The 13836-nt window shown below is 60.4% G+C and carries 14 protein-coding genes; 7 read left to right on the top strand and 7 right to left on the bottom strand.

Annotated elements, in window-relative coordinates; translation table 11 throughout:
• Positions 1–5 precede the first annotated feature (5 nt).
• From nuoN to secA, 4 genes are all read left to right on the top strand, one after another.
• Positions 6–1571: an NADH-quinone oxidoreductase subunit NuoN gene (gene nuoN, locus ACTHV6_RS00640; RefSeq protein ID WP_441385374.1), complete on the top strand. Its 1566-nt coding sequence runs from the start codon at positions 6–8 to the stop codon at positions 1569–1571.
• The gene (locus ACTHV6_RS00635; protein ID WP_441385318.1) at positions 1568–2569 is read left to right on the top strand and encodes a polyprenyl synthetase family protein; all 1002 of its coding nucleotides are present in this window, start codon (positions 1568–1570) and stop codon (positions 2567–2569) included. The genes nuoN and ACTHV6_RS00635 overlap by 4 nt, the downstream gene beginning before the upstream one ends.
• Before the next feature lie 66 nt (positions 2570–2635).
• Positions 2636–4675, top strand: coding sequence for a bifunctional metallophosphatase/5'-nucleotidase (locus tag ACTHV6_RS00630; RefSeq protein WP_441385317.1), 2040 nt, complete (start codon positions 2636–2638; stop codon positions 4673–4675).
• A gap of 176 nt (positions 4676–4851) precedes the next feature.
• A complete protein-coding gene (gene secA / locus ACTHV6_RS00625; RefSeq protein ID WP_441385316.1) occupies positions 4852–7743 on the top strand; it encodes a preprotein translocase subunit SecA in 2892 nt (963 codons plus the stop codon).
• A gap of 25 nt (positions 7744–7768) precedes the next feature.
• Here secA and ACTHV6_RS00620 read toward each other — a convergent pair whose 3' ends face one another.
• Positions 7769–8320 carry an Rv3235 family protein gene (locus tag ACTHV6_RS00620; RefSeq protein ID WP_441385315.1) on the bottom strand — a complete coding sequence of 184 codons (552 nt, stop codon included), beginning with the start codon at positions 8318–8320 and terminating at the stop codon, positions 7769–7771.
• On the bottom strand, positions 8317–8946 hold the full coding sequence (locus ACTHV6_RS00615; protein WP_441385314.1) for a LysM peptidoglycan-binding domain-containing protein: 630 nt from the start codon (positions 8944–8946) through the stop codon (positions 8317–8319). Before ACTHV6_RS00615 ends, ACTHV6_RS00620 begins: the two co-directional genes overlap by 4 nt.
• Positions 8947–9196: 250 nt before the next feature.
• Between ACTHV6_RS00615 and ACTHV6_RS00610 the strand changes: the two genes are divergently transcribed.
• Positions 9197–9739, top strand: coding sequence for a hypothetical protein (locus ACTHV6_RS00610; RefSeq protein WP_441385313.1), 543 nt, complete (start codon positions 9197–9199; stop codon positions 9737–9739).
• 3 nt (positions 9740–9742) lie between these two features.
• On the opposite strand, the gene ACTHV6_RS00605 is transcribed toward ACTHV6_RS00610, so the two are convergent.
• From ACTHV6_RS00605 to ACTHV6_RS00595, 3 genes are all read right to left on the bottom strand, one after another.
• Complete coding sequence (locus tag ACTHV6_RS00605; RefSeq protein ID WP_441385373.1) at positions 9743–10051, bottom strand: hypothetical protein; 309 nt, start codon at positions 10049–10051, stop codon at positions 9743–9745.
• Positions 10048–10683 carry a type IV toxin-antitoxin system AbiEi family antitoxin domain-containing protein gene (locus ACTHV6_RS00600; protein WP_441385312.1) on the bottom strand — a complete coding sequence of 212 codons (636 nt, stop codon included), beginning with the start codon at positions 10681–10683 and terminating at the stop codon, positions 10048–10050. Before ACTHV6_RS00600 ends, ACTHV6_RS00605 begins: the two co-directional genes overlap by 4 nt.
• A 155-nt stretch (positions 10684–10838) precedes the next feature.
• Positions 10839–11045, bottom strand: coding sequence for a helix-turn-helix domain-containing protein (locus tag ACTHV6_RS00595; protein WP_441385311.1), 207 nt, complete (start codon positions 11043–11045; stop codon positions 10839–10841).
• Between the two features lie 123 nt (positions 11046–11168).
• On the opposite strand from ACTHV6_RS00595, the gene ACTHV6_RS00590 reads away from it, so the two are divergent.
• Together ACTHV6_RS00590 and ACTHV6_RS00585 are read left to right on the top strand one after the other, a co-directional pair.
• A complete protein-coding gene (locus ACTHV6_RS00590; protein ID WP_441385310.1) occupies positions 11169–11780 on the top strand; it encodes a hypothetical protein in 612 nt (203 codons plus the stop codon).
• Positions 11777–13054 carry an AAA family ATPase gene (locus tag ACTHV6_RS00585; protein WP_441385309.1) on the top strand — a complete coding sequence of 426 codons (1278 nt, stop codon included), beginning with the start codon at positions 11777–11779 and terminating at the stop codon, positions 13052–13054. Before ACTHV6_RS00590 ends, ACTHV6_RS00585 begins: the two co-directional genes overlap by 4 nt.
• Before the next feature lie 33 nt (positions 13055–13087).
• Here the strand turns inward: ACTHV6_RS00585 and ACTHV6_RS00580 are convergent, their stop codons facing one another.
• Positions 13088–13498, bottom strand: coding sequence for a type II toxin-antitoxin system VapC family toxin (locus tag ACTHV6_RS00580; protein WP_441385308.1), 411 nt, complete (start codon positions 13496–13498; stop codon positions 13088–13090).
• The gene (locus ACTHV6_RS00575; protein WP_441385307.1) at positions 13495–13746 is read right to left on the bottom strand and encodes a type II toxin-antitoxin system prevent-host-death family antitoxin; all 252 of its coding nucleotides are present in this window, start codon (positions 13744–13746) and stop codon (positions 13495–13497) included. The genes ACTHV6_RS00580 and ACTHV6_RS00575 overlap by 4 nt, the downstream gene beginning before the upstream one ends.
• Positions 13747–13836: the final 90 nt, after the last annotated feature.

The following is a 13836-nucleotide window of genomic DNA, read 5'->3' as shown; positions in this document are numbered from 1 at the left end:
CGCCTATGATCGATTGGGCCGCGCTCACACCCATCCTTATCATTCTGGGTTCTGCGGTATTGGCCGTCATTTTTGAGGCGTTCATTCCTCGCCAAGCACGCCGAGGCGTGCAAGTGGTGTTGTCGATGATCGCCATTGCTGCCGCCGTGGTGAGCGTTGTATGGCGCTGGACCGTGGTTTCGGCTGACGGCCCCACCTCTATCGCCATGGCTCCCGATGGTTCAACCGATGTTGGAACCTTCGTGGAAGATGGTGCGGCGTTGGCATTCCAGCTCATCATCTTGGTTTGCGCGCTCGTGGCACTTCTCGTGATCGCCGATCGTACGCAGACCGGCGAGGGCGCCTTCGTGGCCTCCGCGGCCACACAGCCAGGATCCAGCGATGAGCGCGAGGCAACCACCGCGAACCTTCAGCAAACTGAAGTGTTCCCGCTCATGCTGTTCTCCTTGGGTGGCATGCTCACCTTCGCATCGGCCGGCGATCTTCTGACGCTGTTCATTGCACTGGAAGTCCTTTCCCTGCCTCTGTACGTTCTCACGGCAACCGCACGCCGCCGGCGCGCCCTCTCCCAAGAGGCCGCGATGAAGTACTTCGTGCTTGGCGCTTTCTCCTCCGGATTCTTCCTCATGGGTTCAGCGCTCCTGTACGGATACTCCGGAGCGCTGACGTTCCGCGGCATCGGCACCAAGATTGCGACGGGCACCGGCATGGACATGCTGCTCATCGCCGGCGTGACGATGGTGCTTGTGGGCCTGCTCTTCAAGGTGGGCGCGGCGCCGTTCCATGCGTGGACCCCAGATACCTATCAGGGCGCACCAACCCCGGTCACGGGATACATGGCTGCGGGCACCAAGATTGCCGCCTTTGCTGCGATGCTTCGCTTCCTCTACGTGATTGGCTCTGGCGTTCAGTGGGAGATCACTCCTGTCCTGTGGACCGTCATCATCGTGACCATGGCGATCGGCACCGTGATGGGGTTGATTCAGACCGATATCAAGCGCATGTTGGCATATTCCTCCATCGCGCACGCGGGCTTCATCCTGATCGGTGTGGCCAGCTTTAGCCAGCAGGGCATCTCCGCCACGGCGTTCTACCTTCTGGCCTACGGAATCGCCTCCGTTGGAGCATTCGGGATTGTCACTCTGGTTCGGGAAACCGATACGGAGGGCAACATTCTGGGCGAAGCGACAACGCTTGAGAAGTGGCAGGGCTTGGGCAAAACCAACCCCCTGCTTGCCACCTCGATGGCGATCTTCCTTCTCTCCTTCGCTGGTATCCCGCTCACGTCCGGCTTCATCGGAAAGTTCGCGGCCTTCTCGGCAGGTGTGGCTAACGGTGGCACCGTTCTGGTGGTGTTGGCCGTGCTGGCCTCCGCCGCAACCGCGTTCTTCTACTTCCGTTTGATCAGTTACATGTTCTTCCGGGATCCTGTGGAAGGCTCACAAACGGTCGCCTCCGAAGGCTTCTCGATCGTGGCGATCATCGCCTGTGCGATCCTCACGGTGGCACTGGGTGTGTTCCCTCAGCCAATCCTCGACTTCCTTGGTGAAGCCGCGGTGTTCATGCTGTGAGTACCTCGAACAGCCTAGGTGCCCTCGGTGATCGGCTCAGCACCCGGATGGAACGCGTTGAATCGATGCTGGATGAGCACGTCCGCATGGACGATCTCCAGATCGATCCGGCAACGTCCCACTTGGCGAAGGCCGGAGGTAAGCGCCTCCGCCCCGCCCTTGTGTTCCTGACGTCCGAACTCGGGCCAGATCCCGAGGCGCAGGCCGTCTACGATTCCGCCGTGGCGGTGGAGCTGACTCATCTGGCGTCGCTGTACCACGACGACGTCATGGATGAAGCTCCCATGCGCCGCGGTGTGGAATCAGCACAGCTGGCTTTCAGCAATACGGTAGCGATCTTGGCTGGGGATATATTGTTCTCCCGCGCCTCCACGATCGTTGCCGGGCTGGGCCCGCGCTCCGTTGAGCTACACGCCACCATGTTTGAGCGGCTCTGTACGGGCCAGTTGCATGAGACGATCGGTTTGGCAGCAGGTGACAACCCGAAGGATCATTATCTTTCCGTGCTTGCTGACAAGACCGGTTCGCTGATCGCCGCCTCCGCGCGTTACGGCGTTCTCTCCTCGGGCGGTAGCGAAGATCTGGCCGAGATCGTGGCCCAGTACGGCGAGCGCGTGGGCGTAGCCTTCCAGCTCGCAGACGATGTCATTGACATCATGTCCTCGGGTGATGCCACGGGTAAAACACCGGGCACTGACCTTCGTGAGGGCGTGGATACTATGCCAACGATCCTCCTGCGTGAGCGCGCGGCAGCTGGCACGCTCGATGACGCAGGCGCCCAGATCCTCGACCGGCTGGAAAACGCCGATCTCTCATCTGATGAGGCGCTCGAAGAAGTTGTGGGCATGCTCCGCAAGCACGCCGTCTTGGAGGAAACTCAGGAGATGGCACGCCAGTGGATGGAATCGGGGCTGGCCTATCTGGACGGCGTTCCCGAAGGCGACGTTCGTGATTCCCTCACGGACTACGCGCACTACTCGATTAATCGCACGGCATAGTTTTCATCATCCGTTAACGCGGCCTCATATAGAATTCGTGGACCACATGAATTTACAGGAGGCTTGATGTTCAAGCGATTCGCCGCGGCTCTGCTCGGAGCCGCGGTGCTGGTACCTGCGGTGCCGGCGTATGCAGCAGAAGACGATATTGAGTTGACCGTGCTCGGAACTACCGACGTGCACGGTCACATCTATAACTGGGACTATTTCACTGACGCGCCGTATCCGGCCGGTGGCGCTGAGGATCCAAACGAACTCGGCCTCTCACGGGTCACGACCATCGTGGATGATGTTCGCGAGGACAAGGGCGAGGATTCCGTTGTTGTTTTGGACAACGGAGATTACATTCAGGGAACCCCGCTGACCTCGCTCGCCGCGAAGAACCCTGAGAACCACCCCATGGCAACAGCGTTTAATCTCGTGGGCTACGATGCCCAAGTGTTCGGCAACCACGAGTTCAACTACGGGCTCGAGACCCTGAATACATACGCGGACCAGACTGATGCTCCGTTGCTCGGAGCAAATGTGGTGAAGGCCGGCACGGACGAACCTTACACTGAGCCCTACACGATGTTGGACCGTGAAATTGACGGCAACAAGGTGACCGTGGGCGTTCTGGGCCTCGTCACGCCCGGAGTGCGTATCTGGGACAAGGCCAACGTGGAGGGAACGCTCGAGTTCCGTGACCTTGTGCTGACCGCCCAAGAATATGTGCCCGAGATGAAGGCCGCGGGCGCCGATGTGGTAGTGGCCCTCGTACACTCTGGTCAGGACGCCGAAGGTGTTCAATGGGATCCCGCATTGCTGCAGGAAAATATTGCCTCCTCCGTTGCCAGCAACGTAGATGATATTGACCTCGTGATTGGTGGGCACTCCCACGTGGACATCCCGGTTGACCTATTCGAAGCTCCGAATGGAGATCCGGTTCTCTTCACCCAGCCCTACTTTTGGGCTCGTTCCGTATCGCAGGTAGACCTGCCGCTGACCGCAACAGAGGGCGATTCCGCCACCGATTATGAAGTGAATTGGCCGGAAAGCGATGAGGCCATCAAGGATCTGGTCAGTGCCAACTACAGCGAAGACGTCACAGATTCCGAGAGAATTCTCAACGATCCCGATCTCCAGGCAGCCCACGATGAGACCATCGAATACGTCAACACCGTGGTGGCACAAAACAAGGAGTTGATGACCACCGATACCTCGCGCTACGAGGACACTCCGATCTTGGACATCATCGGTAAGGTGATGACCGATCAGGTGGAAGAATCGTTGGTGGGCACCGAATACGAGAATCTCCCGGTGATCGCCCAGACTTCCCCGTTCTCACGCACCTCAGTGTTCCCCGAGGGTGACTTGACGATCAAGGATATTGCCAGCCTGTACATCTACGACAACACGCTAGCCGCATCCCTTCTGACCGGCAGCGACGTCAAGGATTACCTCGAGTACTCGGCACGCTTCTTCGTTCAGGCAACCCCTGATAACCCGTGGAACCCAGATACTCACACGAACGCCCTGTACCCGGGTGCCACGCGTGGCATTCCGGACTACAACTTCGATGCCTTGCTTGGTGTGAACTACAAGATCGATATCACCAAGCCCGTGGGCGAACGCATCGTTGAGCTGACGATGCCCGATGGAACGCCCGTGGAAGATACGGATCAGTTCGTCATGGCCGTCAACAACTACCGCCAGAACGGCGGAGGCGGATACCCCACCTACGAAACGATCTGGGACGAGCAACTAGAGATCCGCGAGCTCATGATCGAATACGCCGAAGCCGAAGGCGTGATCGATCCGGCAAACTTCTTCACTGAGAATTGGGAGCTCATCACCGAGCCGCAGGATGAGACCGATCCGACCGGGGAGCCCACTGACCCCACTGACCCGACCGATCCCAGCCAGCCCACTCAGCCGGGAGATCCTGATCCCACCGGCCCTGATCAGTCAACCGATCCGAGCGTGCCCACGGATTCAGGCCAACCCAGCGATCCGGGCGAGGAACTCCCCAACACCGGAGCGCAGATTGCCGGAGTTGCTTTCGCCGCGGTCTTGTTGGTTGCCGCCGGGCTCATGTTGGTTGCACGCCGCCGGTTGAAGAGTTAGCGGATAGCGGGCTTGCGCTGGCGGGAGCTTCGTCGTCGTCCCACATCGTTTTACGACGACGACGAACGCTCCCGCGAACTCCCCTACCTGTGGTGGATTAATCGCAAGGCGAAATGACCGGGCGCATACAATGGCGGTAGTCTGGAATCGTTTGTCCTACAAAGGAGACTGTATCCGTGCCAAAGTTCCTCAATAAGATTCTTCGCGCTGGCGAAGGCCGAACCCTAAAGAAGCTCGAGGGCCTGACCAAGCAGGTCAATCTGCTCGAGGAAACCTTCGCTGAGATGAGCGATGAGGAGTTGAAGGAGCAGACTCAACTCTTCAAGGATCGTCTTGCCGATGGTGAGGAGTTGAACGCGCTACTGCCAGAGGCGTTCGCGACCGTGCGGGAAGCCGCGCAACGAACGATCGGCCAGCGGCCCTACGATGTCCAGATCATGGGTGGCGCTGCTCTTCACTTGGGCAACATCGCCGAAATGAAGACAGGTGAAGGCAAGACCCTCGTGGCCACGCTACCCTCCTACCTCAATGCTCTCACTGGCGAGGGCGTGCACGTGGTGACGGTCAACGATTACCTCGCCTCCTACCAGTCTGAGCTGATGGGCCGTATTCACCGGTTCCTCGGGCTGACAACCGGCTGTATCCTGTCCGGCCAAACCCCCGAACAGCGCCGCAAGGAGTATGCGGCAGATATTACGTACGGGACGAACAATGAGTTTGGTTTCGATTACCTTCGCGACAACATGGCGTGGAAGACCGCTGATTTGGTTCAGCGCGAGCACAACTTCGTGATCGTGGACGAGGTGGATTCGATCCTCATCGACGAGGCGCGAACCCCGTTGATCATCTCGGGTCCTGCTGAGGGCGATGCGAACAAGTGGTACACCGAGTTCGCGCGGGTGGCGCGCCAGATGCGCCGCGATACGGACTATGAGGTTGATGAGAAGAAGCGCAACGTGGGCATCTTGGAGCCCGGTATTGACCGGGTGGAGGACCTGCTGGGCATCGATAACCTGTACGAATCGCTCAACACCCCGCTGATCGGATATCTCAACAACGCCATCAAGGCCAAGGAACTGTTCGAACGCGATAAGGACTACATCGTCACGAGCGGCGAGGTCCTCATCGTTGATGAGCACACGGGGCGCGTGTTGGCCGGGCGCCGTTACAACGAGGGTATGCATCAGGCCATTGAGGCCAAGGAAGGTGTAACGATCAAGGCGGAGAATCAGACTCTGGCCACGATCACCCTCCAGAACTACTTCCGCTTGTACAACAAACTGTCCGGCATGACGGGTACAGCCGAGACGGAGGCCGAGGAATTCTCCAGCACCTACGAGCTTGGCGTTGTCCCGATCCCCACGAACAAGCCGATGATCCGCGAGGACAACACGGATCTCGTGTACCCGACGCGGCGCGCGAAGCTCGATTCGATCGTGGACGATATCAAGGAGCGCCATGAGGCGGGACAGCCGATCCTCATCGGCACCACCAGCGTGGAGAAGTCCGAGGAGCTTTCATCCTTGCTGCGCCGCGCGGGGGTTGATCACGAGATGCTCAACGCGAAGCAGCACGAACGCGAGGCAACGGTTGTGGCCGAGGCCGGGCGCAGGGGCGCCGTGACCGTGGCAACCAACATGGCAGGCCGTGGTACGGACATCATGCTGGGTGGCAACCCCGAGCATCGCGCCGTTGATGCCCTGAAGAAGAAGGGGCTGGATCCGGAGGAGACTCCAGAAGAATACGAAGCAGCGTGGGATGAGGCGCTGGCTGCGGCCAAGGAGGCCGTGGCGGCTGAACACGATGAGGTTGTGGAACTCGGCGGGCTCTATGTTTTGGGCTCGGAGCGCCACGAATCGCGCCGTATCGATAATCAGCTACGCGGGCGTTCTGGGCGTCAGGGCGATCCTGGCGAATCCCGTTTTTACCTGTCGCTTGAAGACGATCTCATGCGCCTGTTTGCTTCCGGTATGGCGGCGCGAGCGCTCGATCCATCCCGCTACCCCGAGGATATTCCGCTCGAATTCAAGGTAGTGGGCAAATCCATCGAACGTGCCCAGAGCGCCATCGAATCCCGCAATGCGGAGATGCGAAAGAACGTGCTGAAGTATGACGATGTGATGAACGAGCAGCGCACGGTTGTTTATGACGAGCGCCGCCGCATCCTTGAGGGTGAAGATATTGATCCGATGGTTCGCGGATTCCTCGATTTCGTGGCCGAGGATGTTGTGAATGCCCACAACACTGACGGCGATTCGTGGGATCTTGAAGGTATTTGGACTGATCTACGCACTTTCTACCGCCCCGGCTTCGAGCCAGATGAACTGCTGGAGGAAGTGGGAGGGAAGAACAAGCTTGAGCACGAGGCTCTGCTTTCCGAGCTGACCACCGATATTCACGCGAACTTTGAGGATCGTGAATCTGAGGTAGGGGAAAAGGCCATGCGTGAGCTGGAGCGCCAAGTCCTCCTCTCCGTGCTGGACCGCAAGTGGCGCGAGCACCTCTATGAGATGGACTATCTCAAGGAGGGCATCGGGCTGCGGGCCATGGCCCAAAACAACCCCTTGGTGGAGTACAAGTCCGAGGGCTACCGCATGTTCCAAGCCATGAACGATGGCATCAAGGAAGAAACGGTCCGCTACCTGTTCAACTTCGAGTTGCCGAGTGAGCGCAAGGCCCGCGAAGCTGCCACCGCCAGCGAGGAGGCTACGGCCGCCGCCCAGGCAGCCACGGCCACGCGTATGGCGAGGGCTGGGTCCAAGCGTGCGGTGGCCGGAGCTGCCAATGCTGCTGGGGCCGCGAGTTCCGCGAGCGTTGCTGCCACGAAGGAATCGGGCGATCGGGTGGACGCGGAAACCGTCCTCGGAATCACTCAGCCTAAGCGCACGGCCCCCGTGTCCTACTCCGCCGCCTCGAAGGACGGAAGCGGCGCAGTTCAAACAATGAATGCTGCTGGCAAGTCCACCACTGGGAAGGCACCTAAGGCCGGTGGAACTAGCGGGTCCGGTGGACAGGACGGAATGAACCGGGCTCAGCGCCGCGCAGCAGCAAAGAAAAAAAAGAAGTAACGCGGGACCCTACGGCGCGTGGATGCTAGCCAATCTCGAGGGCAACCACGCGCCAGCGGTCGCGAATGAACTCGAACCGCAGGGCGGCGGCGCGGATCTGCTGCCCATCGTGGATCACCACGATTGCCTCGGCCACGCGCTCGCGGGGCCTGCATATCTGGACGTGGCGCACGCGTGGGGCAGAGGTTCTCGGAGCGCGCCCGTTGATTCGCACGGCTAGGCCGGCGCGCCGGGAGAGCGCGGAAAACACCTGAGGGCTCAACCAATTGCGTAGCTGTGAGCACGGGCGATGGCCCAGCAACACCTCCACGGAATGAACCAGCAGCATCGCCACCACCCGCCGGCTCAGCTCCAGATCTTTAGGCAGTGGCGAATCGGCATTGAAATCGTCACGCAGCCAGAATGGAACCGGCTCATCCGCCGCGTGGATCGCCACCCGGTCCCATGGCTTCTCCGGTGAGGTCACGGGCATAGGAGACGTTGCAGGAGGCGGAGGCGTTTCCCGCACCGGTACTAGCCTGGCGGGAGGGAGCCGCTTGACGTGGAGGGGACTGGTTTCTGTTGCGAGAGCGCTCATGAGTAATCCTGAGATGAAAGTGGTGCGTTGAGGACTTGGCCGGGAAATATGAGGTTGGGATCGGCGATCGATTCGGGGTTGGCCTGAAGCCAGCGCGCGGATTCGGCCGCAATGTCGCTTTGAGTCGCATCCGGTTCGAGGGAGTTCGCCGCGATGGACCACAGAGAATCTCCCGGTTGGACGGTGTGAGTATTGATGGCGACGACGGCGGGCGCACTGCCTCTTTCCGGCGCTACCGGTGCGCCCCACCCAAGGTCAGTGGCACCCGTATCGGCGCTTGCGGGCAGGGCCGTGGCGCTCATGACTCCGATGATCGCGAGGGAACGGCGCACTGCTGGCGTGCCGAATACTGCCGCGAAGCGGAGTAGCGGTGACGGGTTCGTGAACCGCGAGCGAGGCTCCAACCGTAAGGCCGGGGCCAGCGTGGCGTAGGCCAGCGCCGCATAGGACACAAACAGCCACAGCGCGCTGATCGATCCGAGCGCGGCGCATCCGGCCACAACAAGGCACGTGAGCTGGTCTGCGGATGTGTCCGCTGCCTGAAACTGCTCGATGCTGCGGATCGTTCCGAAGGCGCAGAGGGCAGCAACGATGAAGCTAGCGACGCTCGTGGCTAATGCTTTCATGGAATCATGCCCCTGACCTTCACGTATGATGCCGTTTGATATCGGTAGATACAGTTTGAGTGCGTTCTGTGAGGACCTTCCGCCGGGTATACACGGCTTCCTACTTTGGTAGGGGGTGGCGCTCCTACTTTCGTCGGAGTGTTGCGTGAGCCGAGAGTCCCTAGGGCTGGGGAAAACTCTGAGGGGCTCGGAATTTCGGGGAAACTGTGGATAACTTACTGGTCAAGTCATGGCTTGTTAGGCTCGCGCTATGAACTCGAATCGCCGCCCGCGCCACGAGGGCGTCTGGGAAGAAATCTCCGATGTGGAGAGCCGCATGGCGGCTGAGGCCTTCAGCGTGGTGCGCGCGGAGGCGAGTGAGCTTCTTCAGGCGGAAGAACAGGGCGTGGAGCTGGTGGGACGCCTTCAGGCGAGCACCGGAGGCGAGATAAGCCTCCGTTTGGTGGGATCCGTGGAATACATCGCCATGGAAGTCTCCGCCGTTGGAGCCACATGGGTTGCCGGGCGCACAGCGCGAGGCCAGTCCCTGATACCTCTCGGCCAGATTGAGGCGGCGCGCGGGCTAACGGCGCGCACGCAGCCGCTTGGCGGCTCCCTGAGTTCCTCTTTGAGCCTGCGTTCGCGGATCAGGGCTATGGGCGGTGTAGGGCCGATCGGCCTGGAGACGGTAGGCGCGGCCTATCGCGGCCGGGTGAAAGCAGTTGGTGCCGATTGGGTTGAGCTCGACGCTCACGGTGAGTGCGTGTTGGTGAGGTTGGATCAAGTCCGGCGGGTAGACCGCATATCTGGCTAAGGCCTAGTTGGTGTCCGACAGAGGTGGAACGTCGTCACGGCCAAATATAGGATCCAGATAGGAGGCCACCAGCGCTATTTGCTCGTCGAGGTCCGCTTCGCAGACAGCCTCCAGATGTTCCTTGCGGCGCCATGCCGCCCACTTGGCCTGACCGATCTTCCCATATCCGACGACGTGTGGTGCGATGGGGCCGAGGATCACGCCGCGATAGCGGGCCACTGATCGCGCAGCGCGGAGCAATTCGTCGGCATTGATACCTCGAACGGCGAGCTGGACGATGTCGACGTAGTCACGCCACCGAGTGCTTGTTATTCCTCGTTCCAGAATGGTGACACCCTTCTCCGCGATCGTGTTCTCGGGCGCGCCTGAATACCTCGTCGCCTCTGGTCATGTGAGCGCCTCCAATGTCCGTAGGAGGGGGCCTTCGCCCGAGGAAGGTAATAGGCGATATCCACCAGTCGGGCGGGTTTGCCACCGCGACGTAGCCATTCCTTAAGTGCCTCACGCGGCAGTTCGTACCCAACAGTTCCGGTCAGCCGGAACGCGTCCACGATTGATCGCTCAGATGAGTAGATCCAGATTGACTGATCGGTGCCCGGGATCGAGATTTCCTCCCTACCGATGCTGAATGTAGCCCGGTCGAACTGATGCCACTTGATAGCACCCGTACTCACCGGATTTCGTGTTCCGCGCGGGATTGCGACATCCAGCGCGGAAGGAATGACATCGGTCAGCTCGTGGTAGGCGAGAGCTGACGACAAGCAAATCGTCGCCTCCGGGCGACGTGTCGCGGCCTCGATCCAATCCCAGTCCGCCGCCGGCGTATCTATCGGTAGGTAAATGCCTCGCGCGATCCGTTCCATCCGCCCCACACTGGACGCACGATACAGTCCGCTGCGTGACAAGCCAGCCTCTTCAGCCGTTCTAGGAGTTACTGTTGACATCTGTTCACCTCCGCTGTGGTACATTTCGTCTACATATAACTTTATCTGATAACGAATCGTGCCACCATGAACTCTGTAGTTTCTATTTCTCTTGGAATCTAGGACAAGGAGTTTTCAGACTCGGCGGCGCCAGTTCACGAGAGCGATTGGGTGAGTTAGAACTGCTGCTCGGCGATCCGTTGGCGTGTGAGGTCATAGCCAGCTTGGATGTACTTCTCCAACTCAACCTCATCTATCCGCCACTGGCCGCGGCCACCCACTTGGATGGCCGGAATCTCGCCACTGTGAATAAGAGTGCGGACTTGGCCGGCAGATACGTTGAGTAGCTCGGCCACATCGGCGATCGTTAGAAACTTTCCCATGTCATCCATCTTGGCACGTCTGGGAGGATGATTGAGACTATCCACAGCCCTGTGGATAGTTCCTGCAAGAGGCCTTCGCGCGTGTGACAATCACTGTCATCTAGCGAAGGGGCGGGATCATCAATGGCACAAGCACAACGAATAAGCTTTTCGCGGTGGAAAGACCCGAGGCTTGCCCTTGGCGTTCTTCTCATCGCGGCATCGGCAGTGGCCGGGAGCTTTCTCATGGCGGGACCGGAAACCCGCGCCGTATACCGTGCCAACGAATCGATTGTCCCGGGAACCGAGCTCTCGTCCGCGAACCTAGAGGTTGTTGACGTTCCTGCGCATGTGGGTGAATCCTACATTGGCCCATCCGACGGAGTGGAAGACCGCCGGATCTCACAGGTTGTGGGGGAGGGCGAGCTCATCAGTGACAGACTAATGGAGCCAGATGAGGTAAGCGCTGGCCATACCCATCTCGTGGTTCCGCTGGTGGCACCCGCTCCCGCGGGACTTGGCAAGGGCAGCCCCGCCGAACTGTGGCGGGTGACCCAAGAGCAGGTGGGAGGCGAGGCTTCAGGGGCTGAGCGGATAGCTAGCGATCTTGTTATTGTGTCCATCGCAAGTAGCGATTCGATGCGCATCGATCAATACAGTGCGGAAATCCGAGTGGACAATCGATATGTCCCCGATGTGCTTGCCGTCCTCGGCTCGCCGGATGGCCTAGTACTTGTTCAGGGCGGTGGCCAGTGACCGTTCTGCTCAGCGTGCGCGGCCCGTTAGAAATCGAAATCATTGAGCACTTCGCAACGCTCGATCCACCCATTGACATCACGCGAAGATGCGCTGACACCGTGGAGCTCTTAGCAAGCGCGGCGGCTGGGCTGGGTTCTGTGGCGGTGGTATCCGATATGGATCTGGTGACTGCCGCCGAGCTACATACTCACGGTGTGCGGATCATTGGGATTGCGGGCGCTGAAGGCACGGACGGCAATCGCGGCTGCGATCAACTGGCATCGCCGTTCGCACCTGAGGTTGCCGCGTGTATTCGCAACCTCTCCTTGGAGCCGATGGATGAGCCACAGCAGCCAGCGATTGTGCCCACCGCCGGACGTGGCGGCAAGGTGATCGCGGTGTGGGGGAGCAGTGGAAGTCCTGGGCGGTCATCCATCGCGCGTGATCTCGCGAACGCCTTTGCCGGGTCTGGGCGAACTCTGCTCGTGGACGGGGATATTTACCAGCCCTCGGTCGCCCAAATGCTCGCGCTAGGCCAAGAGACCTCCGCGATTGTGGCCGCATTCCGCGCGTTGAATGCGGGCGAGCGCGGCCACCAATTAGTGGAGCGGGCATGCGCCGGGGTAGCCGGATTTCAGTTCTTGGCAGGGCTCAACTCAGCGGCCCGATGGCGCGAGCTGCCCGAATCGGTTGCCGCCGAATTCTGGCCGATCCTTCGCGAAGGATGGGACTGGAGCGTGGTGGACTGCGCGTCTGAAGCCCAGCGCGATGAATACGCCTATCAGAACCAGCGCGATGGCTTCACCCTGTCCCTTCTGGAGCAAGCGGACGAGGTACTCCTCGTGGGCCAGCCCGGAGCGCTAGGCATCCGCCGCCTATTAGATCAATGCGACGTTGCCGCGGAGCTTGGCGTCAATGCGCGTGTGCTCATCAATCGGGCGCCCCGTGACCGCGCGGCTATCAGCCAGCTCCTTCACGAATACGGGACCTCGGAGATTCTGTGGGTGCGCGAAGATACGGGTGCCATGTGCTCGGCCGTGGAGTCCGGCCAGCTGCTTGCCGAGGCGGTACCGAAATCCGCGGCCCTCCGCGACATTGCGGCAGTGGCCCGTGCCTGCGGATCCGATCTGTTGCAGGAGGGACGGGCAAGGGAGGCTCGTCGTCGTCGAAAAAATCCGAACCGAAAGGGGAAACTCGATCGGGCGAAGGAACTTCTGCCCGTGACGCCTGCTCTGCCTGAGCCAGCTGGGCAACCCAAGCTGGGCGCAGGCAGGCACCGCAGAATCGGCTAGCGTGACGGTATGTTACCGATCATCCCAATCTGGTCACAGCCACCGGGGGTCGAGTAGGTCGATGCCCGCGCGCTGGAAGTCCTTGGTATTGCGGGTGACGAGCGTAAGGCGGTGCTCCAGCGCCGTGGCTGCTATGAGTGCGTCCATCTCGGGCATCGGATCTGGTACATGGAGGCGCGCTGTTCGGCGCGCGACGCGTTCGTCGATAGTGAGGATCGAGCCGGCGAAGGCTGCCGGGACGTCCGTGGTCAACCATCTGCGCAGGTGCGCCCCGGCTACCGGATCTCGGCGCTCTAGTTGCAGGACACCGCGCTCGAGCTCTAGCAATACCACAACGCTGATCGCCAGATCGGCCCGTGGTTGAGTGGCCAGCCATGAGTTGAACTCGGGGTAAGCCTGCCTGCGAGCGTCGCTGAGAACATTGGTGTCGAGCAGGTACTTCACAGGTCGAGCTGTCTCTCGGGCGCTACACGGCGTTCGGGCAGATCGAGCCCGATGCTCGGGTCCTGATCCCTCCAGAGGCGATCGCCCATCGGCTCCTGCCCGCCCGAGAGCTGGTCGAACTCGCGGGCGGTGAGTAGCACGTGCGAGGGCCGTCCATGATCGGTGATCGTAACTGGTCCCTGTTCGGCAGCACGCTTGGCGGCTGAGACATCGCGGTTGAACTCGCGGCTGGTGATGGTGGTGCCCATGATCGTCTCCTTCCCGTCACTCCATTGTACCTATAGTAGGTACAATACTCGAACCTCGGGGCGTTTGCCATCCGAAAGGTTGTCAGCTGG

The organism is Ancrocorticia sp. (assembly GCF_052089425.1).
Classification (GTDB): Bacteria; Actinomycetota; Actinomycetes; order Actinomycetales; family Actinomycetaceae; genus Ancrocorticia.
The sequence above is the reverse complement of the archived record's forward strand: the minus strand, read 5'-3'. Positions and strand labels throughout refer to the sequence as shown.